This is a genomic window from Ruegeria arenilitoris, assembly GCF_013030265.1.
GTDB lineage: Bacteria > Pseudomonadota > Alphaproteobacteria > Rhodobacterales > Rhodobacteraceae > Ruegeria > Ruegeria arenilitoris_E.
In genome coordinates, this window is the sequence record NZ_WPZQ01000016.1 from 24,351 (window position 1) to 46,974 (window position 22,624).

At 55.5% G+C, this 22,624-nt stretch carries 21 protein-coding genes and 1 pseudogene; 6 read left to right on the plus strand and 16 right to left on the minus strand.

All coding sequences use genetic code 11. The features are described from left to right. From GOX61_RS21765 to GOX61_RS21775, 3 genes are all read right to left on the minus strand, one after another. Positions 1–459 carry a FixH family protein gene (locus GOX61_RS21765; RefSeq protein WP_170337114.1) on the minus strand — a complete coding sequence of 153 codons (459 nt, stop codon included), beginning with the start codon at positions 457–459 and terminating at the stop codon, positions 1–3. 2 nt (positions 460–461) lie between these two features. Next, a complete protein-coding gene (gene ccoG / locus GOX61_RS21770; protein ID WP_170337116.1) occupies positions 462–1,889 on the minus strand; it encodes a cytochrome c oxidase accessory protein CcoG in 1,428 nt (475 codons plus the stop codon). 101 nt (positions 1,890–1,990) lie between these two features. Next, positions 1,991–2,866, minus strand: a complete 876-nt coding sequence (locus tag GOX61_RS21775) for a LysR family transcriptional regulator (protein WP_170337118.1) — start codon at positions 2,864–2,866, stop codon at positions 1,991–1,993. A 99-nt stretch (positions 2,867–2,965) separates the two neighbouring features. On the opposite strand from GOX61_RS21775, the gene GOX61_RS21780 reads away from it, so the two are divergent. Beyond that, positions 2,966–3,124 carry a hypothetical protein gene (locus GOX61_RS21780; RefSeq protein WP_170337120.1) on the plus strand — a complete coding sequence of 53 codons (159 nt, stop codon included), beginning with the start codon at positions 2,966–2,968 and terminating at the stop codon, positions 3,122–3,124. A gap of 140 nt (positions 3,125–3,264) precedes the next feature. Here GOX61_RS21780 and ccoP read toward each other — a convergent pair whose 3' ends face one another. Genes ccoP through ccoN form a run of 4 tightly spaced genes read right to left on the minus strand, consistent with a single transcriptional unit; the run spans position 3,265 to position 6,697 of the window. Beyond that, entirely contained in the window at positions 3,265–4,128 is an 864-nt protein-coding gene (gene ccoP, locus GOX61_RS21785) for a cytochrome-c oxidase, cbb3-type subunit III (protein ID WP_155142414.1), read from the minus strand. Next, the gene (locus GOX61_RS21790) at positions 4,125–4,334 is read right to left on the minus strand and encodes a cbb3-type cytochrome c oxidase subunit 3 (protein WP_170337122.1); all 210 of its coding nucleotides are present in this window, start codon (positions 4,332–4,334) and stop codon (positions 4,125–4,127) included. The genes ccoP and GOX61_RS21790 overlap by 4 nt, the downstream gene beginning before the upstream one ends. An 11-nt stretch (positions 4,335–4,345) precedes the next feature. Further along, entirely contained in the window at positions 4,346–5,074 is a 729-nt protein-coding gene (gene ccoO, locus GOX61_RS21795) for a cytochrome-c oxidase, cbb3-type subunit II (protein ID WP_170337124.1), read from the minus strand. A gap of 15 nt (positions 5,075–5,089) precedes the next feature. After that, positions 5,090–6,697: a cytochrome-c oxidase, cbb3-type subunit I gene (ccoN, locus tag GOX61_RS21800; RefSeq protein WP_155142409.1), complete on the minus strand. Its 1,608-nt coding sequence runs from the start codon at positions 6,695–6,697 to the stop codon at positions 5,090–5,092. Between the two features lie 195 nt (positions 6,698–6,892). On the opposite strand from ccoN, the gene GOX61_RS21805 reads away from it, so the two are divergent. Then, positions 6,893–7,732, plus strand: a complete 840-nt coding sequence (locus tag GOX61_RS21805) for a universal stress protein (protein ID WP_170337126.1) — start codon at positions 6,893–6,895, stop codon at positions 7,730–7,732. A 51-nt stretch (positions 7,733–7,783) separates the two neighbouring features. Here the strand turns inward: GOX61_RS21805 and GOX61_RS21810 are convergent, their stop codons facing one another. Then, positions 7,784–8,038, minus strand: coding sequence for a GlsB/YeaQ/YmgE family stress response membrane protein (locus GOX61_RS21810; RefSeq protein WP_170337127.1), 255 nt, complete (start codon positions 8,036–8,038; stop codon positions 7,784–7,786). Between the two features lie 58 nt (positions 8,039–8,096). Next, entirely contained in the window at positions 8,097–9,419 is a 1,323-nt protein-coding gene (glyA, locus tag GOX61_RS21815) for a serine hydroxymethyltransferase (RefSeq protein WP_170337129.1), read from the minus strand. 97 nt (positions 9,420–9,516) lie between these two features. Here glyA and GOX61_RS21820 point away from each other — a divergent pair, with 97 nt between their 5' ends. Next, positions 9,517–10,389, plus strand: coding sequence for a LysR family transcriptional regulator (locus GOX61_RS21820; RefSeq protein WP_170337132.1), 873 nt, complete (start codon positions 9,517–9,519; stop codon positions 10,387–10,389). Here the strand turns inward: GOX61_RS21820 and fnrL are convergent. After that, positions 10,386–11,129 carry a transcriptional regulator FnrL gene (gene fnrL, locus GOX61_RS21825; RefSeq protein WP_155142398.1) on the minus strand — a complete coding sequence of 248 codons (744 nt, stop codon included), beginning with the start codon at positions 11,127–11,129 and terminating at the stop codon, positions 10,386–10,388. The two genes, GOX61_RS21820 and fnrL, sit on opposite strands and share 4 nt — an antisense overlap. A gap of 61 nt (positions 11,130–11,190) precedes the next feature. On the opposite strand from fnrL, the gene hemN reads away from it, so the two are divergent. Continuing rightward, entirely contained in the window at positions 11,191–12,546 is a 1,356-nt protein-coding gene (hemN, locus tag GOX61_RS21830; protein ID WP_170337133.1) for an oxygen-independent coproporphyrinogen III oxidase, read from the plus strand. Between the two features lie 204 nt (positions 12,547–12,750). After that, positions 12,751–14,679 carry an elongation factor G gene (locus GOX61_RS21835; RefSeq protein ID WP_170337135.1) on the plus strand — a complete coding sequence of 643 codons (1,929 nt, stop codon included), beginning with the start codon at positions 12,751–12,753 and terminating at the stop codon, positions 14,677–14,679. Between the two features lie 24 nt (positions 14,680–14,703). On the opposite strand, the gene GOX61_RS21840 is transcribed toward GOX61_RS21835, so the two are convergent. The 5 genes from GOX61_RS21840 to GOX61_RS21860 form a co-directional block, all read right to left on the minus strand. Beyond that, entirely contained in the window at positions 14,704–16,281 is a 1,578-nt protein-coding gene (locus GOX61_RS21840) for an ABC transporter ATP-binding protein (protein ID WP_170337137.1), read from the minus strand. Further along, positions 16,278–17,384: an ABC transporter permease gene (locus GOX61_RS21845; RefSeq protein ID WP_170337139.1), complete on the minus strand. Its 1,107-nt coding sequence runs from the start codon at positions 17,382–17,384 to the stop codon at positions 16,278–16,280. Before GOX61_RS21845 ends, GOX61_RS21840 begins: the two co-directional genes overlap by 4 nt. Then, entirely contained in the window at positions 17,385–18,479 is a 1,095-nt protein-coding gene (locus GOX61_RS21850; RefSeq protein ID WP_170337141.1) for a microcin C ABC transporter permease YejB, read from the minus strand. A 1-nt stretch (position 18,480) separates the two neighbouring features. Then, positions 18,481–20,391, minus strand: a complete 1,911-nt coding sequence (locus GOX61_RS21855; RefSeq protein ID WP_170337143.1) for an extracellular solute-binding protein — start codon at positions 20,389–20,391, stop codon at positions 18,481–18,483. A gap of 174 nt (positions 20,392–20,565) precedes the next feature. Continuing rightward, positions 20,566–21,072, minus strand: a complete 507-nt coding sequence (locus tag GOX61_RS21860) for a c-type cytochrome (protein ID WP_170337168.1) — start codon at positions 21,070–21,072, stop codon at positions 20,566–20,568. A 119-nt stretch (positions 21,073–21,191) separates the two neighbouring features. Here GOX61_RS21860 and GOX61_RS21865 point away from each other — a divergent pair, with 119 nt between their 5' ends. After that, on the plus strand, positions 21,192–22,025 hold the full coding sequence (locus GOX61_RS21865) for a prephenate dehydratase (RefSeq protein WP_170337145.1): 834 nt from the start codon (positions 21,192–21,194) through the stop codon (positions 22,023–22,025). An 11-nt stretch (positions 22,026–22,036) separates the two neighbouring features. Here GOX61_RS21865 and GOX61_RS21870 read toward each other — a convergent pair. Then, positions 22,037–22,603, minus strand: a pseudogene (locus GOX61_RS21870) (chloramphenicol phosphotransferase CPT family protein). Positions 22,604–22,624 lie beyond the last annotated feature (21 nt).

Consider the following 22,624-nt stretch of genomic DNA (forward strand, 5'->3'; position numbering starts at 1 on the left):
CTAGCCCTTTACATACAGCGGAATTCGTTGGGAAAACTCAGACCCGTCATGATCTTTCGCAACCAGACGAATGTTCCAGTTTCCTGCACCCAAGGTGGCGGGTGTCGCATAGGCAATGCCGTCGAACGTGAAATCGGGGGTGAAATCATCGCGCACGTGGGTTGCGCGACCAACCACCGCCTGCAGCTCTGCCACTTTGACCGGCGCACCCTGCGCATCGGTGATGCGCAAAATCAGCAGACCACCTTTTGCTTCGGCCTTTACGTCCCAACCCAGCGCCTGCTGTTCCTGCAAGCGCTCGTTAAACTCCTGACTCGCAACGTAGGAGTTTTTGACCTCGAGCCCGGGAAAGGTCTTCACAGCGCTATACGCAAGCAACAGATTGACAGATATGATTACGGCAAAGGCTGCAACGAACACAGCTAACGCGTGTTTACCAGTAAATTGACGCTCTGCCATGATCAGTCTCCCCGCCCGTTGAACGTGGTATCTTTTGATGCGCGCTCGCCGCTGCTCAGATCTTCGACCCAGATGCGAACCGGGGTCGAGTCGGCGCTCGCCGGCGCAGTGTCTTTCGACGCCACGATGTAAACGCGGGTCAATTGTGCCGTATCTGCCGTGACATTCACAGTATCCAGATCTGTACCCTCAATCTCAATCCGCATCGACGGGTCACCGACCAAAGAGAGTTTGAACAGGCGGTCGTCTCCATGCTTGTTCCGCAAACGCACGTCATAGGTATTGCGGATCGTACCGTCTGACAGGGTCACAAAAGTTGGGTTGCGCACCGGGGCGACCGTTAGGTCGATATCTGAACGAATGAACAGAGCAAACAGCAACGCAAAACCAACCAAGGACCAAAGGGCAGTATACATAATGGTCCGCGCCCTGAAGATGTGCTTCCAGACACTCACGGGCGGTTCGCCTGCGCGCTCGCGCGTTTCGTCGCTTAGCGCCATGTAGTCGATCAATCCGCGCGGTTTGCCGATCTTGGCCATCATATCGTCACAGGCGTCGATGCACAGCGCGCATGTGATACATTCCAATTGCTGACCATCCCGGATGTCGATTCCAACAGGGCAAACATTGACGCAGGCCATACAGTCGATGCAGTCCCCCAGTTCAGAGTCTGCAGTCCGCTTCCCTTTGCCCCTCGGCTCACCCCGCCATTCGCGGTAGCCAACGACCAAAGTGTCCTCGTCCATCATTGCGGCCTGAATACGTGGCCACGGGCATGCGTAAATACAGATCTGCTCTCGGGCAAATCCCCCAAACAGGAATGTCGTGCCCGTCAGGATCAGGATTGTCGTGTAAGCAATCGGATGGGCATTTCCAGTAACCAGATCACGCGCCAACGTGGGCGCATCTGCAAAGTAAAACACCCATGCACCGCCCGTCGCCAGACCGATCAGTAGCCAGGCCACCCATTTCGTAATCCGCAGCCGCGCCTTTCGGAAATCGAGCTTTTTCTGCCGGTGCAGTCGCAAACGCGCGTTTCTGTCCCCCTCGATCCAGCGCTCGACCAGAATAAAGAGATCGGTCCAAACCGTTTGAGGGCAAGCGTATCCACACCAGACACGACCAAGCGCCGATGTGAACAAAAACAGCCCAAGACCAGCCATGATCAGCAAACCTGCCACAAAGTAAAACTCGTGTGGCCAGATTTCGATCCAGAAGAAATAGAAACGGCGATTTGCCAAATCCAGCAACACGGCCTGATCGGGCAGGCTGGGACCCCGGTCCCATCTGATCCATGGGGTCAGGTAATAGATACCCAGTGTTACTGCCAAAATGATCCATTTCAGGTTGCGAAATGGCCCTGACACACGTCTGGGAAAGATCGGCTCCCTAGCGGCATAAAGGCTGGGGGCGGGGTTGGAATCGCTCACGGGCTGGCTCCGGATCTGGCTCTTTTTCAGGCGACTTCTTCCAGATCATACACCCACCAACTTTGATTTGGGTCAAAAGCGTATCGCAAAGACACCTTTTGTCACACCCCGAGTGCCTGTCGCCTCAGCCAGCTAACAAATGTCTTTACCGCCTGTCTTTGTGGCGTTTGGGCCGTAACAATATGGTATCCTGCGCCATCGGGCTCGGCATAAAGCTCTACAATTCTCCCGTTCTCGATATCCTGCTCGACGAAATGTCGCACTGTTACGGTAACACCCTGCCCAGCCCGCAGACCGTCCAGCACCAGATTTCCCGGAACGACAATCCGCCCTGCGCCGGGCTCCAGTTCTGCCCCGCGACCTGCCAACCACGTGGTCGCTTCAGTCGTTCCGACCTCTTCCAGCCAGGGTAATTGCGCGAGTTCGGCGGGTGACCAGTCAGATTTACCTTTGAGCAGTTCGGGTGCCGCCACGATCACCATCGGCGTCTGCAGCAGCATCTGCGCGTCAACTCCGGACCACCCGCCGGCACCGTACCGGATAGCGATATCTATGCCGCCCGGACGCAGTTCAACCAGATCCGGCGATGGATCCAGAATCAAGTCGATCTCGGGGTGATCTAAGCGAAATGCCGGAAGCCTGGGCATCAGCCAGGAAGTGGCAAAGGACGAAGTTAAAGACACATGCACGGGCCGGTCAGTACCAGACCGCACGAGCTCGTCGACTGCTGACCCGATTGCTCCGAACCCGAGTTGAAGGGCCCGCGCCAGATGCTCGCCTTGCGAAGTCAAAGTCAGGGACTTTCCACTTCTATCCAAAAGAGAGATCCCCATATGATCTTCGAGCGCGCGTAGCTGCTGGCTTATTGCGGCATGGCTAACATTAAGCGCCGCACCAGCCTGAACAACGTTTCGCTTTTCCGCAAATGCTGAAAAGGCTCGCAGTGAAGTTAACGGAGGAAGAGACAACCAATCCATATGTAATCCTAACTTACATATATAAATGGTAATTGAGTCGCCTTTCACCCGTCAACGGCAGATCATGAGAGCAGACGCCAATCAGTCAGGAGAAAGATCATGCTCTCGATTTTCGCCAAGTCCTTCATGACCGCGACACGAATTGATGCACCGACTATCCGTGATGTGCCCAAGGCAAATGCCAGCAAGCGCCGTTGGCTGCCTGCAGGCCATTGGTGGCTGCAGAGCAAGCGTGATATCGATTTGTGCGATCTGTGATATGGTGCTTTGCACCAGAGCAGGTCATCGACCTAATTCTCGGAAAATAGACACCGGCTGTTCAGGAAACGCGCGAACAGATGGAACAGCCGGTGTCAGAGCCTTCGGGCGGCGAGCCGTCCGAAGGTTTTCTTTAACCCTTACTGACCACCACCCAATTGGTGGACATAGGCGGAAACCGCACGGATCTGCGCCTCGGTCAGTCGGGTATCCCAAGGTGGCATCACACCAAATCGGCTGTTGGTCACCGTTTCGGTCAACGCCTCTTCGTCGCCACCATAAAGCCAGATAGCATCAGTCAGATTCGGCGCGCCTTGGAAAACGTCGCCAGTGCCATCTTCACCGTGGCAGGATGCACAGTTGTCTTCAAAAACAACTTTGCCCGCTTGTGCCGCCGCATCATCGGTCTGCGCGTTGGTCAGCGACATGACGTACTGAACCACCTGAGTGATCTCGTCATGCTCGAGAATCTCACCAAAGGCAGGCATCTCGGAATAGCGTGTGTCATCGCTTTCTTCGCTGCGGATACCATAGCTGACAGTGGTTACGATATCGTCCAGCGTACCGCCCCAAAGCCAAGCGTCATCCAACAGGTTTGGGAAACCCGGGGCACCTTGCGCACCGGAACCATGACACTGCGCGCACCAGGTGCGGAACACCGCACCACCCGCATTGACGGCGTATTGCTGAAGCTCTGGATCTTTCGAAATGTCGTCCAGAGGTGTTTCCACCAGCTTGGCATTCCACGGAGCATTCGCCTCTTCGAAGGCAACCATCTCTTGCTGAACAATCTCGCGCGACGACCAGCCCAACACGCCCGCCGTTGCAGACTGAACCAACGGCCACGCCGGATACATGATCGTGTAGATCACAGCCCAAACGATCGTCGCGTAGAAAGTCCACAGCCACCAACGTGGCATCGGGTTGTCAAATTCTTCGATACCATCCCAGCTGTGACCCGTGGTATTTGGATCGCCCGGCTGTTTTTCAGGTGTCTTGCTCATTTCCTCGCCTCCTTAATTTCGGCGGGTTTGTCGTCCTGCTGGGGCGCAGGTGCATCGGTGTGCCGGAAGGGGATGTTGGCGGTGTCCTTGTATTCTTTGCTGGCACCAGGGCGAAAAACCCAGATGACGATGCCAACAAAGAAGGCAAACAAGAGCAGCAACATCCAGCTATCCGCGAATTGCCTGAGGAGTGTGTACTCTTCCATAACAATCCTCCCTAGCGGCTGGCGTCCGGGGTGAAGGTCGAGAAGTCGACCAGCGTGCCCAGCATCTGCAGGTAGGCGATCAGCGCGTCAGCTTCGGTCAACTCAGGCTGACCATCAAAATTGCGGACATTGACCTTGTCACCATAGCGCTCCAGCAGACCATCATAGTCGCTGTCCGGATCGGCCTGAGCACGGAAGTCTGCCACTGCATTCTCCAGCATCTCTTCGGTATAGGGCGTGCCCACTACAGCGTTTGCCGCCATGATGTCACCGATATACCTGCCGTCGATCTTACGGCGCTCGAGGAACCCGTATTTCGGCATAACCGATTCAGGTACCACCGATTGCGGATCCCGCAGGTGATCCATCTGCCACTGGTCCGAATAGCGGCCTCCAACACGCGCCAGATCGGGACCGGTCCGCTTGGACCCCCATTGGAACGGGTGGTCATACATGGACTCGGCCGCCAGCGAATAGTGACCATAACGTTCCACCTCATCCCGCATCGGACGGATCATCTGGCTGTGGCAGGTGTAGCAGCCTTCGCGGATATAAATCTCACGCCCGGCCATTTCGAGAGGGGTGTAAGGGCGCATGCCCTCCACCTTCTCGATGGTGTTCTCAAGATAGAACAGCGGGGTGATTTGCACGATGCCACCGATGGTCACGACCAGAAAGCTGAAGATCAGCAGGAGGGTCGCGTTGGTCTCGAGGATCTTATGTTTGTCGAGAATTGCCATAGCTACCGGCCCTCCTTATTCAGCCGGGACCGCAACGGTCAGGCTGGCCTCTTTGGCCGGCGCTTTCCGCACAGTCATCCACAGGTTGTAGCACATGATCAGCGAGCCAGCGACGAACATGACGCCACCCAGAGCACGCACCACATACATCGGGAACTTGGCAGCCACGGTGTCGGCGAACGAGTTCACCAGGAAGCCGTTGGCATCCACTTCACGCCACATCAGGCCTTCCATGATACCGGTGACCCACATCGACGCGGCGTAGAGCACGATACCGATGGTGGCGAGCCAGAAGTGCCAGCTGACCATCTGCAGCGAGTACAGTCGTTCACGTTTCCACAGAACCGGAACCAGGAAGTACAGCGCACCAAAGGTGATCATACCGTTCCAGCCCAGCGCGCCCGAGTGTACGTGACCAATGGTCCAGTCGGTGTAGTGGCTCAGCGAGTTCACTGCACGGATCGACATCATCGGACCCTCGAACGTGGACATGCCGTAGAAGCCGACTGAGATCACCATCATCCGGATAACCGGGTCGGTGCGCAGCTTGTCCCATGCGCCCGACAGGGTCATCAGACCGTTGATCATTCCGCCCCACGAAGGCATCCAGAGCACGACCGAGAACACCATGCCCAGCGTCGAGGCCCAGTCTGGCAGCGCGGTATAGTGCAGGTGGTGCGGACCAGCCCAGATGTACAGGAAGATCAGCGCCCAGAAGTGGATGATCGACAGTTTGTACGAGAACACAGGACGTTCGGCCTGCTTGGGAATGAAGTAGTACATCATGCCAAGGAAGCCCGCGGTCAGGAAGAAGCCAACGGCGTTGTGGCCGTACCACCACTGGATCATGGCATCCTGAACACCTGACCAGACGATGACCGATTTCGAACCCCAGATGCTGACAGGGATGGTCATATTGTTGACCAGGTGCAGCATGGCGACGGTGACGATGAACGCCAGGTAGAACCAGTTTGCCACGTAGATGTGGGGTTCTTTCCGCTTGATGATCGTACCCAGATAGACCGCCAGATAAGCCACCCAGACAATGGTCAACCACAGATCAACATACCATTCAGGTTCGGCATATTCCTTGGACTGGGTTCCACCCAATACGTAACCGGTTGCTGCCAGTACGATGAACAACTGGTAGCCCCAGAATACAAACCACGCCAGATTGCCACCCCATAGCCGCGCAGCGCTGGTGCGCTGAACTACATAGAATGAGGTCGCGATAAGCGCGTTACCGCCAAATGCAAAGATCACAGCTGAAGTGTGCAACGGCCGCAAACGCCCAAAGTTCAGATAGCCTTGGGCCCATTCAAAGTTGAGACCGGGAAAGGCCAACTGGAACGCAATAAAGGTCCCTGCCAGAAATCCGACAACGCCCCAGAATGCCGTCGCAATCACGCCATAGCGGATCACGTCATCCATGTACTCGGCGGAGCGATCAACAAGAATATCTGGCTCGTCAGTGTTTCTTAGCGTCCAGATAAACAACCCACCGGCGATGATCATCACCAGAATCGCATGCACCTGATACGCCAAATCCCGTGCATAATTGGACCCTATCGCTGCGAATAGCACGATAAGCCCAAGCACGATCAGCTTGATGTAATTCGACATATTGCGTCCCTTTGCCATGCCCTGCGCGATCCTTTTGTAGCGCAGAACCTTTTTGACTGGCTGCTGTATTGTCGGACAGCAGCCGCCGCTGCTTTGATCTGTATCAAGACAATAGCCTGTTTTCTGTGACAGGCATAAATAAATGAATATGTTACCTGTGCACATCCGGCTAACCGCCCCAAAATTGAGGTCGACATGGCTTACAAATCTCTTCTCACAATCATGACCGAGACCCGGTTTGCCCAACCGGCTCTGGCGCAGCTGGCCGCATTGGCCGAAGCACAGGATGCACATGCCGAAGCGCTTTGCCTTGGCGTCGATCGTAGTCAGACAGGGTATTACTATGCAGGCGCCAACGCGCTTATCCTGCAGGAAACTCTGACTCGGGCAAATGCCGAAGCTGATGAGATTCTGGCATCTGCTCAGGAGTATCTGGGAAAAACCGGCATACGCTGGTCTGCGGAAAACGGCGTAAGTCAGCTAGCCGATCTGAGTCGCCACGTAGCGCATCGCGCACGTTTTTCGGACCTTGTTGTCCTGCCGAAACCCTATGGCAAGGATCGTGGAGCCGAGGCCGAACCCATTGTCGAAGCGGCCATGTTCGAAGGTCATGCACCGGTATTGATCGTTCCCGAACATGCAAAGCCGTTCTCGAAACCGCGCACCGTTCTGATTGGCTGGAACGAAAGCGTCGAGGCGATGCGGGCGATACGTCGTGCCCTTCCTTTCCTGAAACAAGCTGATGTCGCACGCATCGTGGTGATTGACCCGCCACGCCACGGACCCGACCGTTCAGACCCGGGTGGTATGCTCTCGCAGATGCTCGCCCGTCACGGCGTGAAATGCGAAATAGATGTACTAAGCAAAACCATGACACGTGTCTCAGACATTCTGAACCGACACGCCGCAGATACTGATGCGGACATGATCGTCATGGGTGCATACGGACATTCCCGTTTCCGCGAAGCGATCCTGGGCGGGGCGACTCGGAATATGTTGGAACAATCTGATGTTCCGGTCTTTTTGGCACACTGACCACGTGTAACAGATTGAAAGAACCGCCCTCAATCGGGGCGGTTCTTCTGTTCAGGCTTTTTTGATCAGCCCGATTACAAACAGCAGGATCACGGCGCCCACGGTCGCAAAGAAGATCGACGAGAACAAACCCCCGCCGACTGCAAAACCAAGGGCGGGAAAGATCAGGCCTGCCAGAAAAGCCCCAACGATCCCAACGATTACATTGCCGACAAGACCAAAGCCTCGGCCTTCCATAATCTTGCCAGACAACCAGCCAGCGATCGCTCCGATGAACAGCATTGCCAAAAGGCTACTGAATTCCATGCCTTGCTCCTGAATGTTGTTTCACTCAAAGGCATTAGACCATGGTCGGGGCGTTCGGTCACGTACGAACGTAGTGCATGCCCTGAAACCGTTCGCGGAGTTCCCGCACACGCGGTGCGATACTCGCCGGATCTGCGGTGAACAAAGCCTCGGCGATCAGAGCCGAAAACTCTCCTGCGTGATCTGGTGTGACACCACGACGAACCAATTCCGGAGTACCAATGCGCAAGCCGTTCATGTCTCCTTCCACCGGTGCGATAGGCAATCCGATCCCGCAAGCAAGGAAGCCGGCCTTTCGCAGCGTTTTTGAAGCGGCCTGCCCGCCTCCAAAGCGCGCTGCCTCCAACGCAAACTGATGGGACTCAGTTGCACCACCGGCACCTTTGAACACTGGCAATCCGATCTCTTCCATTTCCTTGGCCATCGCTTGCGCAAGCTCGACCATAGCCTGACCGTAAGCGGGACCGAATTCGATCCAATCCAGCAGGGAAATCGCCAGGGATGCCGATTTGGCCGCATCAAAGTTGGCGGTCATGCCGGGAAAGGCGATGGCGTCCAGCCGCTCTGCAATCTCAGCGTCATTGGTGACGATAAGGCCACCGGCAGGGCCACCTAGGCTCTTGTAGGTGCTCATCGTCATCAGATGCGCCCCTTCATCCAGTGGATTTGACCAAACGCCACTGGCGATGATCCCGCATTGATGGGCCGCGTCAAACAGCACCTTGGCGCCTACTTCGTCCGCTATCTCCCGGACAGCGGATACGGGATGCGGAAACAGGTTCAACGACCCCCCAACTGTGATGAGTTTAGGTCTGTGCGTTTTTGCCAACTCACGCAAACCGTTCAGATCAAGGCTATAACCATCCGCATCGACCGGAGCGTTCAACGTGTTCAGACCATAAAGGCCCGCACACCCATCTTTGTGGTGCGTCACGTGTCCCCCGACTGTCGCGGGAGGGGCTATAATTGTATCCCCGGGATCGGTCAGCGCCATAAAACCGTAGAGGTTAGACAACGCACCCGAAGCAACACGAATTTCCGCGTATTTCGCGTTGAAGACCTTCGCTGCGAGTTCCGCCGCGATAACCTCTATTTCTTCAATCGCTTCCAGCCCCATCTCATACTTGTCGCCGGGATAACCCAGAGACGGGCGACTACCCAAGCCAGCTGCCAGGGCAGCCTCAGCCCGTGGGTTCATGACATTTGTTGCCGGGTTCAGGTTGAAACACTCTGCATCGTGGATCTCTGAATTTCGCGCAATCAGCGTCTCGATCTGTTTGTCGATTGCGTCCGGGTTGAGCGGCTCAACGGCCTGCGCAATCTGCTGGACGCGGTTTTCACATTGGGTCGGGACCCATGGGCGGCGGGCGAGTTGTGGCATCTGATCCTCCGTTTTCAAAGTCAGAGTGCAAAGATCCCAGCTTGCGATCAAATCAGTTTTCCGGAAAAATAGGGTCAGAAAATCTGAGCCTAATATTATGTCTGTTGCACCGCCGCGTCCCAAACCACTGCCTCTGAATGCGTTACGCGCGTTTGAAGCCGCCGCACGACTGGGCGGCTTTTCCTCTGCCGCGATCGAACTGGGCGTCAGTGCGGGCGCGATTTCAGCCCATGTCAAAGCGCTGGAAGAAGACCTGGGGGCACCTTTGTTCGATCGAAACGCACGAGGCGTGGCCCTTACAGCCTTGGGTCAAAAGGTTTTGCCCGACCTTACGTTGGCGTTCGACATGATGGGTCAGGCAACTCAAACCCTGCGAACCGAGGCGCGACCGCAGGTAGTTCACATCGTGACACTGCCTTCGATCGCACAGCTTTGGCTGTCACCCAGATTGCCCGAACTCCGTTTGGCGGAACCGGAAATCGAGGTTTCGCTGACAGCCGAAGAGGCGCCCCCAAACCTCAAGCGTGCGCCTTATGACATTTATCTGTTCTTTGGCGGCGAACTTGGTGAATCCGTCTCGGACAACGTCATTTTCCCGGTTTGCGCGCCTACTCTCGCAAACCGTCTGAAAACACCAGAAGACTTATCCAGTGTCACTTGCCTGTCGGACTCCACTTGGTTCAACGATTGGCAGCAATGGACCTCCGCAGCTATGCCCGAACAGGGATTTGTCCCTAAAGGCCCTGTATTTTCGCTCTATGCTCTCGCGGTTGAAGAGGCATTGAATGGCGCAGGTGTTTTGATGGGCCATAGCGCACTTGTGGAGCCGCATCTCAAAAGCGGACGGCTTGTTGCGCCGTTTGAAACCAAGGTCACATTGCCGGACACGCTGAACCTTTGGTGTCCGCGCCCCTTGCACCCCCGTTCGCCCGTCGAAAGGGTTGTGAGGTGGCTCAAAGGGATTGGTTAGACAAGAAAGCCGCCATCAGTATCGTCACCGGCCTCTTCCATCAGGCGTCCCATATCCGGGATAGTCACGTGACGTTTGCCTTCCAGAAGGATGACCTGATCCTTTTTCAAGGCTGAAATCTGACGACTTACGGTTTCCAAAGTAAGGCCCAGATAGTCCGCCATTGCTTCGCGCGTCAGAGGCAGATCGAATACGATCGGACCCGACATGCCCTTCTGGCTGACCGATGCATCGCGGCGGGCGATGATCGACAGCAGGCTGGCAATCTTTTCCCGCGCAGTCTTACGACCCAGAACCAGCATCCATTCCCGTGCCGCATCCAGCTCGTCCAGAGTCATCTGCAGCAGACGATGCGCAATATGCGGCGTATGGCTCATCAGATCCTCGAACGGCTTCTTGCGAAAGCAGCACATGACCACGTCGGTGGTCGCCTGAACATCGTATGGTGCCGATTCGCGCCCCGGGCGGCCAACAAAGTCGCTGGGCAGCAAGAGGCCGACCATTTGTGTGCGACCATCTTCCATCGTCTGAGTCAGCGATGCGATTCCGGACACAACAGAGCCGACAAAATTCATCTGATCGCCTGACCAGATGATGGTCTGCCCAGCCTCGAAACTGCGATAATATTTAATATCTTCCAGCTCTTCGAGCTCTTCCTGATCGCATTGCGCGCATACAGCCCGATGACGGATCGGACAGTCATCGCAGTTAGAATGGTCAAATTGAACAGTCAGTGTCATTCGCGTTTCCACTTGATCTCGGTCAAGGTACCTAGACGGGGCATGCCATAACGGTATCGCTATGATAGTGAAACCTCAATTGGCCAAGCTCGGACTTTTTGACGCGAAAGTACCGCGTTACACGAGCTATCCTACCGCCCCGCATTTCAGCAATGATGTGGGGCCTGATCGTTTTGGCGACTGGATTTCGGACATAAAACCCGGAAGTGCCGTTTCGCTTTATATACATGTTCCATTCTGCCGTAGGCTGTGCTGGTTCTGTGCCTGCAGGACGCAAGGCACGCAAACGGACAATCCCGTCATTGCTTATGTAGACGTCCTGAAGGCCGAGCTTGATCTGCTGGCGCAACGTCTGCCCAGCGGTGTGACCCTGTCGCGGCTACATTGGGGGGGCGGCACCCCCACCCTGCTGAACCCGGACCTGATGCGGGATCTGGCCAGTTATATTCTGGGCATAGTGCCCATGGGACCAGATGCCGAGTTTTCGGTCGAGATCGACCCAAACGAGGTTGATGAGGCGCGTCTGGACGCGTTGGCCGAGGCGGGAATGAACCGTGCCTCGATCGGTGTGCAGGACTTCGATGATGAGATTCAGAAGACCATCGGGCGCATACAGAGCTACGACACAACTCGTGAAGCCATTGAAATGATCCGGGCACGCGGGATTTCGAGTCTGAACGCAGATATCCTTTATGGCCTGCCACATCAGACCAAGACCCGGATGACCGAAAGTGTCCAGAAACTGCTGTCGCTGAACCCGGACCGCGTCGCGCTTTATGGTTATGCGCATGTGCCATGGATGGCCAAGCGTCAGCAACTGATCCCGTCCGAGGCTCTGCCGACACCCGAACAGCGACTCGATCTTTTTGATACGGCACGTCGGCTGTTCCTCTGGGACAACTACGCCGAGATCGGAATTGATCACTTCGCTACGCAGGATGACGGGCTGACCCATGCGCTGAAGGCCAGCAGGCTCAAACGGAACTTCCAGGGCTATACCGACGATCAGGCCGAGGTGCTGATCGGGGTTGGCGCCAGCTCAATCTCACGCTTCCCGCAGGGCTATGCACAAAACGCGCCAGCAACCTCGGCGCACACCAAAGCCATTCGCAACGGCCAGTTCTCGACATCGCGGGGACACTTGTTCAAAGGTCAGGATGTATTACGCGCGCGCCTGATCGAGGCCCTGATGTGCGACTTTCGGATCGATTCGGCAGAAATCCTGCGGGACTACGATGTTTCCGCTTCAGAACTGCAGCGCATGTATCGGACAACCAACGATGCGTTTGACGGGCTGCTGAAGATAACTGATGAAGGCCTGTTCATCCCTGTCGAAGCGCGTCCACTTACTCGAATGATTGCCCGCAGTTTTGATGCTTACGACCTCAACGAGGCCGGGCACAGTTCAGCCATCTGAAGGGGCAGCCCAGCAGGCTGTTCCAATTCCAAATACGTCGGGGCTTGACGCGCGCCTTGAGTTTTCCCCAAACTCAACGGGCGAGACAACAAACCGCTCCGCATTTGAGGCAGGTCCAGACACAGACAATTCGTGCCGACGCTACTGCGTTCGACAATCCCTTTTCGTGCAGCCGTTCTGCAACTTGATAGAGGGACAGCACCCATGCGCGTTTTCACCGTCCTCGGCCCCAGTCAATCGGGCAAATCAACCCTAGTCGAGGCTATAAGCCGCCTCGACGGACGCCCCACCACATTCGATGTATCCGGAACCGTGCACTTGCACGGTTTTTCTTATCTGGACGAGCCTTGGTGCGCGATAGACGTGGATGGCGGTGGGGATTCGCTGGCATATGTCGGACCCGCAATGGCAATTTCCGACGCTGCCGTCGTCGTTGTGCCGCCCGATCCGGACGCAGCGGTCCTATGTGCGCCTTATCTCAGATTGGTGGAAGAAGCCGGTATTCCCTGCTTTCTGTTCATCAACCGGATGGACAATCCCAATGGTCGGATACGCGACATTATCGCGGCGTTGCAAACCTATTGCACCCACCACATCGCCCTGCGTCAGGTCCCAATCCGCGACGGAGACAAGATTGTTGGAGCCGTTGATCTGATTTCAGAACGGGCATGGAAGTATCAGGAAGGACAACCCTCGGCTCTGATCGAACTGCCTCAGTCCGTAGAGGATCGGGAGCAAGAAGCCCGTACCGAACTGTTGGAGACACTGTCAGATTTCGATGACAACCTGCTGGAGCAATTGATCGAAGATAAGCAGCCGCCCAGCGATGAAGTCTATGATCTTGCCGCTCAGGTATTGCAGAACCATCAACTGATCCCTGCCTGTTTGGGTGCTGCCAGTCACGGGAATGGCCTGACCCGCCTGATGAAAGCACTACGGCACGAGGCACCCGAGTTCGATATCGCCGCCGGACGTGATGAAGCAGCTGAGAACGCCCGCGCGATTGCTGGCTTTGCAGACGTCAAAAAACATGTTGGTAAAATCATCGTCCTGCGTGGCTTGGGTGATGGTGTCAAAGCGCATGAACCTTTGGGGGGCGAGACGGTTGGAAATCTGACCACTTTGGATGCCAAGACGCAGATCAATCAGCTCGAGGCGGGTCAGATCGGCCTTGCCGTCAAATCCGACCATCTTAATCCGGGTAATCTCTACGACAGCAACTCCGCCACTCCGTTGCCCGAATGGGCATCGTCGCACCCTGCAGCCCACCGGCAGATCGTGTCACCTGCGCATGAGCGGGACGATGTGCGCCTATCGAATGCTCTTGGGCGTATGGTCGAGATCGACCCGGGTCTTCATCTGGCTCAGGATGAACTTAGTGGTCATGCAATTCTGGGATCGCAAGGCCCACAACATATGCGCCGCGTCGCAACCAAACTGGACGAGGATTTTGGCGTCGAGATTGCAACCGAACCTGTTGAGACTGCATATCGCGAGACCATTCGTTCAACCATCGAACACCGGCATCGTCATCGCAAACAGTCAGGCGGCGCGGGTCAGTTTGCCGATGTTGTGATCTCGATAGCCCCAATGCCACGCGGTGCTGGCTTTCAGTTTGACGAAATCGTCAAAGGGGGCGCTGTTCCCAAAAACTACATCCCGTCTGTTGAACACGGGGCAAAAGACGCGCTTGAGCAAGGGCCTGAAGGTTTCCCTGTTGTGGATGTCAAAATCACGCTGAGCGATGGCAAGCACCATAATGTCGACAGCTCTGACTACGCCTTCCGAACTGCTGGCAAGAATGCGGTGCGCGAAGCGCTCCCACAGGCAAAGCCTGTGGTTTTGCAACCGATCCTGAATGCCGAAATCCATCTGCCTTCGGCCTTTGTCGGCGATCTGGTTCCAACGATCAGTTCTTTGCAGGGACAGGTGTTGGGCTTTGAGGGCAATCCAAATGCCTCAGGCTGGGAGATATTCAATGCTCAGCTCCCCGCAGTGGCCGAGGACGAATTGCACCGCACCCTGGCAAGCGCAACGCGTGGAACGGGTTGGGTCAAACTGCAATTTGACCACTATGAAGAGTTGCGCGGGCCCGTGCCCAAGTCCGCTGCCCGCGAAACAGCTAACGCCTGAGTGAATTGCGGCAGCAGGCCAAGCTTAGCCTGCTGCCGCAATAAGTTCCCGCGTGTAATCGGTCTGAGCATTCTCGAACAAAGACTCAGCCGAACCCATCTCAACCACATCACCATTCCGCATGACGATCACATTATGCGACATGGCCCGCACGACTTTGAGGTCGTGGCTGATGAACAGATAGGCCAACCCATATTTCCGCTGCAGGTCACGCAACAGATCAACGATCTGGACCTGAACCGTCATGTCCAGCGCACTTGTCGGCTCATCCAGAACCAGCAGCTTGGGTCGCAGGACCATCGCGCGCGCAATGGCGATACGCTGACGCTGGCCGCCTGAAAACTCGTGAGGGTAGCGATCCATCGCCTCTGGATCCAGCCCGACCTCTGTCATCACTTCGGCAACCAGTTCGCGCGGGGCGCGATGCGGGTCTACCTTGTGGATCGCCAACCCTTCGGAAATGATTTGCTGGCATGTCATCCTTGGGCTGAGACTGCCGAACGGGTCCTGAAACACGATCTGCATATCTTTGCGCAGCCGCCTCAGTTCACGCGTGGACCAGCGGCGTACGTCCTGATCGCGGAACGTGATCCCGCCTTCGGATGCGATCAAACGCATGATCGCCAGAGCCAACGTGGTTTTGCCTGAACCACTCTCTCCGACTATGCCCAAAGTCTCTCCCGCGCGGACGCTCAGCGTTGCATCGTTGACCGCCTTCACATACCCCACGGTCCGTTTCAAAAAACCGCGCTGGATGGGAAACCAGACCTTCAGGTGATCCGTACGGGCCACCTCTTCGGCATCTGCTGCAACCGGATCCGGGTGTCCTGAAGGTTCCGCTGCCAACAGCTTACGTGTGTAAGGATGCTGCGGATTGTCGAAAATCTCGGCAGTTGGGCCAGTTTCAACAATCTCGCCGTCCTTCATCACGCAAACCCGATCCGCGATCCTGCGAACAATCCCCAGATCATGCGTGATGAACAGCATCCCCATATTCTCGGATTTCTGCAGTTCAGCCAGCAGCTCAAGAATTTGCGCCTGAATGGTCACATCCAGCGCCGTTGTCGGCTCGTCCGCGATCAGAATGTCGGGTTTATTGGCCAACGCCATCGCGATCATCACGCGTTGACGCTGCCCGCCTGACAGCTGATGAGGATAGCTGTCCAACCGGTCTTCGGGATCGCGTATGCCCACCTTGGTCAGCAACTCGACAATCCGTTCCCGCGCGACATCTCCTGACACGCCCTGATGCAGTGCCAGAGATTCCGCCATCTGCTTCTGGATTGTATGCAGCGGGTTGAGCGAGGTCATCGGCTCCTGAAAGATAAAGCTGATGTCGTTACCACGAACGTCCATCAGCAGATCTTCAGAGGCGCCGATCATCTCTTGCCCGTCGTATTGAACCGATCCTTCGACAATTGCGCTGTCGCCAACCAGGGACACAGTACTGAGCGCTGTGACTGACTTTCCCGAACCGGACTCACCAACCAAAGCGACGGTTTCACCACGATCGACGGTGAAGGACACACCTTTTACCGCTGCACTGACCTGCCCGTCCTGACGGAACGAGACCTTGAGGTTGTTCACATCCAGCAGGCTCATGAGAAGGTCTTTCTGGGATCGAATGCGTCACGCACGCCTTCAAAGATAAAGACCAGCAGTGACAGCATAATTGCAAAGGTGAAAAACGCGGTGAACGCCAACCAAGGGGCCTGAAGGTTTTGTTTTGCCTGCAGGGTCAGTTCACCCAACGACGGAGCCGATGAGGGCAAGCCAAAGCCCAGAAAATCAAGGCTTGCGAGCCCGCCAATGGTTCCGGTCACGATGAATGGCATGAATGTCAGCGTGGCAACCATCGCGTTGGGCAGCATGTGGCGGAACATGATGGTCATGTTGCCGACGCCCAGCGCCTTGGCCGCCCGCACGTATTCAAGGTTTCGCGCCCGCAGGAATTCAGCCCGAACAACCCCGACCAGGCCGGTCCATGAAAACAAGATCATGAGCGCCACGAGCAGCCAGAAACTTCGGCCCAGAATGGCGAACATGATGATAATCACATAGAGCGAGGGCGTGGCCGACCAGATTTCGATAATGCGCTGGAAAATCAGATCCAGCCAACCTCCGAAAAAGCCCTGAATGGCACCGGCAAATATCCCGATCAGGCTGGCCGCACCGGTCACGATCAGGGTGAAGAGGATCGACAGACGGAAGCCATATATGACCCGGGCAAGTACGTCGCGCTTGGTGTCATCCGTACCCAGAAGATTCTGGCTATTGGGCGGCAGTGGGGCCGCACCGGGGCGATCTACACTTGTGTTGAAGGAATACGGGATAAGGGGCCAGATCGCCCAGCCACGCTCGAAACCTTCGGCCTGAAAAGTTCCGGCGTCGATCTGTTCAATGATCCCTTCGGGGTCGTCAAAGCACTGCTCGAGACCGCCGCTGTCGATCAGACACTGGACCTCGGGATCGCGGTAGATCGCTTCGGTCTGAAAATCTCCGCCAAAATCCGTTTCCGGATAGAACTTGAAGATCGGCGTATAGAGCTCACCCCGGTAGCTGACCAAGATCGGTTTGTCGTTGGCGATGAATTCGGCGAAAAGCGAAAGGCCGAATAGCACACCAAAAATGATCAGCGACCAGAACGCCCGGCCATTGCGCCGGAAGTTGCGCCAGCGCCGTTGATTGAGAGGGGAAAGCGCCATCTACCCCTCCCGCTTTTCGAAGTCGATGCGTGGATCGACGAGGACATACATCAGGTCGCTGATTATACCGACGACCAAACTGATCAAACCAAAGAAGAACAGAGTACCGAAGATTATCGGGTAATCTCGCGCTACCGCGGCTTCGAAGCCCAGCCGTCCCAATCCGTCCAGTGAAAAAATTGTTTCAATGATCAAAGACTGCCCCAGGAAGACACCCAAAAATGCGGCGGGGAATCCAGCAATTATGATAAGCATGGCGTTGCGAAAAACGTGGCCATACAGCACCTTTTTTTCACTTAGGCCTTTCGCGCGCGCGGTAACCACATATTGTTTTTTGATTTCGTCCAGAAACGAGTTCTTAGTCAGCAAAGTCAGCGTAGCGAAAGCACTAATCGTGTACGCCGTAATTGGCAGTATCATGTGCCAAGCATAATCCGCTATTTTACCAAACAGACTAAGGCTATCCCAATTGTCCGACGTCAAACCTCGCAGCGGGAATATCTGCCAGTAAGAACCGCCTGCAAAAAGTACCAACAGCAGGATCGCAAACAGGAAACCCGGGATCGCGTAAGCCACGATAATCGCACCACTGGTCCAGGTATCAAATCTCGAGCCATCCTTTATCGCTTTGCGAATACCCAACGGAATCGACACCAGATACGCAATCAGTGTCGACCAAAGACCCAGCGAAATCGAAACCGGCATCTTCTCCAGCACCAGATCAATCACGCTGATCGACCGGAAATAGCTCTCACCAAAATCCAGCGTCAGATAGTTACCCATCATACCGAGAAATCGCTCAAGCGGCGGTTTGTCGAAACCGAATTCCTTTTCCAATTCCGCGATGAATTCAGGTGGCAGACCGCGTGCACCAACGTATTTGTCGTCGAATACCCCGCCTGCGGGCTCAGCACCGGCACCGGTATCGCCGCCACCGGCAAAACCGGCAAAGACATCACCCTGCCCTTCGATCTGCGCGATGATCTGCTCAACCGGCCCACCCGGTACAAATTGCACCAGCGTAAAGTTGACGATCATGATGCCCAGCAGCGTCGGAATGACGAGCAACAGGCGTCTTAGAATATAGGCGCCCATGTTATCGCAGTGCGCCTTCTGCCTTCAGTTCTGCCTCTTTCTCTGGATTGACCCACCACAGGTCGAGGTATCCAAGCGCATAGGGAGGCAGGTTCTCAGGGTATTCATACATATCGTAGTAGGCCGTCCAGTAGTCCGCGATGTATCCGACAGGGATTACAAAGAACTCATACCGCAAAGCACGGTCGAGCGCCATGAGCGCCGTATCCTGATCGGCCTGATTGTCCGTTTCGAATGACGCTTCAATGATTGCATCAACCAACGGGCTGGCTAGTCCGGCCGGGTTAAACAGGCTGAACTCAGCTTCGTCCGATCCATACATCTGGCTCAGCCCGCCACCCGTAGACAGGAAAGAGCCATAGCGCGTTGAATAGACCATGTCGTAATCCCGCTCACGGCTGCGCAGCGTGTATTGGGCGGGATCAACCTTTTCAGCTTTGGCATCGACACCAATGGATTGCAGGTTTTGAACGAAGGTTTCGATCATCGTTGCCGTCGAAGTCGGCAGGTTGGAGGGATACGGGATTTCAACCCGCAGCGTCTGCCCCTGCGCATTACGGCGCAGATTCCCTTGGCCTACCGGCCAACCGGCTTCATCCAGAAGTTTGGAAGCTTTGCGCAAGTTGCGGCGATCATTCAAACGTGCCGGATTGGATTCGTGCACGACCAGTGCGGGCTCGGCCAGAAACTCTGCTGGAACAACGTCACCAAGCGTTTCGAGAAACTCCAGTTCCGCGCCTTCTGGCAAACCCTCTGCCTGCAACGGAGTACCCTGTACAAACGAACTGCGCGGTGCGTTCAGTCCGAACATCAGAGATTCATTTGCCCATTCAAAGTTGAACGCCAGAGCCAGAGCCTTACGCACATTTTTGTCTGCAAACTGCGGTTTGGCCAGATTAAAAACAAACCCGGATGGCGTCGGAGGGCTGCCATCGAGAATTTCATCCCTTACCACAAAACCTTCAGTCAGCTTTGGGAAGTCGTAGCTGGACGCCCAGAGTTTCGGATCGCTTTCGATCCGCATAGTGTATTCGCCGGCTTTGAACCCTTCGAAAGCAGCAGTCTGGTCCGCGAAGTACTCCAGGCGAATGGTGTCATAGTTATGCCGACCCCGATTGATGGGAAGATCTTTGCCCCAATAGTCATCTCGGCGTTTATAGACGATGCGGCGATTGATGTCGTAGCTGTCCAGTTTGTATGGCCCGGATCCCACGGCAACTTCGAGCCGGGGTTCATCCAGACGGCGGGACTCATCCGCTTCGAACCAAGCCTTAGAGAACACGGGGGTCGCACCAACCGTCTCGATCAGGCTGCGACGTGTCACGTCGGGGTTGAAAGTGAATTTGACGGTGTGATCATCCAGCGCTTCGGCACCGGTCACCATCCGACCGACAGCCTGCGCGTATGACGGCAAACCCTGTTCGATGAACAGCCTGTGGCTATAGACGACGTCCTCGGCTGTAACCGGCGTGCCATCCCAGAATGTCGCTTCGGGCCGAAGATGGAAAATGACGTAGTTGCGTCCTTCGTCGTATTCGAGGCTTTCGGCTATGACCCCGTAGTACTGACCGACACTGTCATCTGTGCTGTCGATCAGGCGATCATACTGAAGTGTTGTCAAAGCACCCGGGCGGCCCTTGCGCGAGTAGGGGTTTAATGAATCGAATGTACCCGATGCCGCAAGGGAAAGCTCTCCACCCTTAGGCGCATCCGGATTGACATAGCTCAGATGCTCATAGTCGGCCGGGTAGTCCAGATTACCAAAGTACGAATACCCGTGACTTTTGGTAATCTTTTCTTCAGCCGCAGTAGAGTGTCCAGCTATCCCCAGCAGTAAAGCCGCCGATATTCCCAAAACTGATGCCCATGGCCGAATAGTTGATACGCGCGTTTCAGGCAGGCGGGGATTCATATGGCTCATCCTCTGGGTCGTTCACGACTTTAATCTTGTTCGTGCTAGCTAAAGGTCCAGCACTGACAGTTGCAAGTTTAGACTGCGTGAACACTTTGTGAAGATTCACTAAGGAAAAAATAAAGCCGCTGCACGTGGCAGCGGCCTTGAAACTTGTCGAAACTGACTGAAAAATCAGTTGATGGTTTGCAGATAGGCAATCAGGTCTGCCCGATCCTGCGGCTTTTTCAGGCCGGCAAAGCTCATGGAGGTGCCCGAGATATAGGCACTCGGGCGTGTCAGGAAGGCATCCAGAGCCTCAGGTGTCCAGTTGCCACCATGGGCCTGCATCGCTGCAGAGTAACCGGTGAAGCCTTTGGCCGCAGCTACAGGACGATCAACGATCGCATAAAGATATGGACCTGTGCCATTCGCGCCGTCTTCCAGTTTATGACATGCGGTGCACTTGCGGAAAACCTTTGCACCTTTCTCGGGATCGGCTGCGGCCAGCATTTCCTCAAAGACGATTTCTTCGCCGTCAGCGCTCTCGCCAGAGCTTTCGGTTTCGATGATATAGGCGGCTTCGGCGCCATGCCCGCCCGCATAATAGAGAACGTCGGCTCCCCATTTTGCCAGAAGGAGCACCAGGAAGGTGCCGAACAGGCCAGCGGCGGCCTTGGTAACTGTCATCGTGTCGAACATTGATCGCTTGTCCATTTCAGCTGTCTGCGGGGTGTCTAAGGCTTCCCCTTGCAAGAGGCAAGGTATAGACACCGCGACTAAACGCCCAAATCAAGAACTTGTTGCATGGAATCGACCAAATGACCAAACGCATCGCATTTCAGGGTGAGCCCGGCGCCTATAGTCACGAGGCTTGCAGCAATGCACGGCCCGATATGGAAGCCCTTCCGTGCCGCACATTCGAGGACGTGATCGAATCAGTTCGCTCCGGCGAAGCCGAGCTTGCGATGTTGCCCGTCGAAAACACGACCTACGGCCGGGTTGCCGATATCCACAGGCTACTGCCACATAGCGGACTGCATATTGTCGATGAGGCTTTTGTTCGGGTTCATATCAACCTGCTTGGCGTACCGGGTGCAAAGCTTGAAGACATTACCGAAGCGCATTCTCATTTGGTGTTGCTGCCGCAATGCGCGGGTTTTCTGACAAAACGCGGCATTCGAGGTCGGGTAAGCCCAGACAATGCCCGAGCCGCCCGAGAAGTGGCAGAGGCAGGCGATAAGCATTCAGCTGCTCTGGCAAGTGAACTGGCCGGAGAAATCTATGGGCTGAATGTACTGGCCCGCCATATTGAGGATCAGGGCGATAATACCACTCGCTTTCTTGTCATGTCGCGGCAGGCTGACGAATCGCGCCGTGGCGAGCATGGCATGATCACGAGCTTCGTTTTCCAGGTCCGAAACATTCCGGCTGCCCTGTACAAAGCGATGGGCGGGTTTGCCACCAACGGGATCAACATGACCAAACTGGAAAGCTATATGGTCGATGGGTCCTTCACCGCCACTCAGTTCTACGCCGATATTGTCGGGCATCCTGAAGACCGGAACGTTAAGCTGGCAATGGATGAACTGGAACACTTCACGACCAATGTCGAGATTTTGGGCGTCTATCCTGCCGCGCAACCGCGTGGGTAGCAGTTTCGCCTTTAGTCCAATTGCGAACTGAACTCGGACCGGCGCAGTCCACTACGCCAGACCTCCAGTATGGATTGCACATTGGCATCCACTCCGTCTTCGGATTGGATTTCCAGATCATAGATCCGTTTCTGATGGATTGATTTCTGATCCATTTCAGCGCTACCCAACGGACGGTCACCCCGCTTGAATTCTCGCTCGTTCAGAACCGGTACTGAACAATGCACCGCGACGAAAAACACATCATGTGGTTCGAACAGCTCTACTAGGGTTTCTATCCAGCCGTCGGTGTCCAGTATGTGTTCCAGAATCAGGTTGTTCCCAGCGGCTGCATAGGATGCCAGCGATTGATGAAACCCCGCGAAAAAGCGCGGCCTCTCCTCGCTCTAGTCAAACTCTCCACTTTGAAATCGATCCCGCGGCAACACTCCCGCATCCCGTAGATGGTCGATCGAGATGTGCCAGAAGGGTTTTTCTATTCTTTGCTGCAGTGCGCGGGCGATTGTGCTTTTGCCGCTGCTGGATGCCCCGTGGAGAAAGATAATCTGCGACATAACAAATCTTCCTCTCGTTGACATCCGGTTGGCACCGCTTCCAGA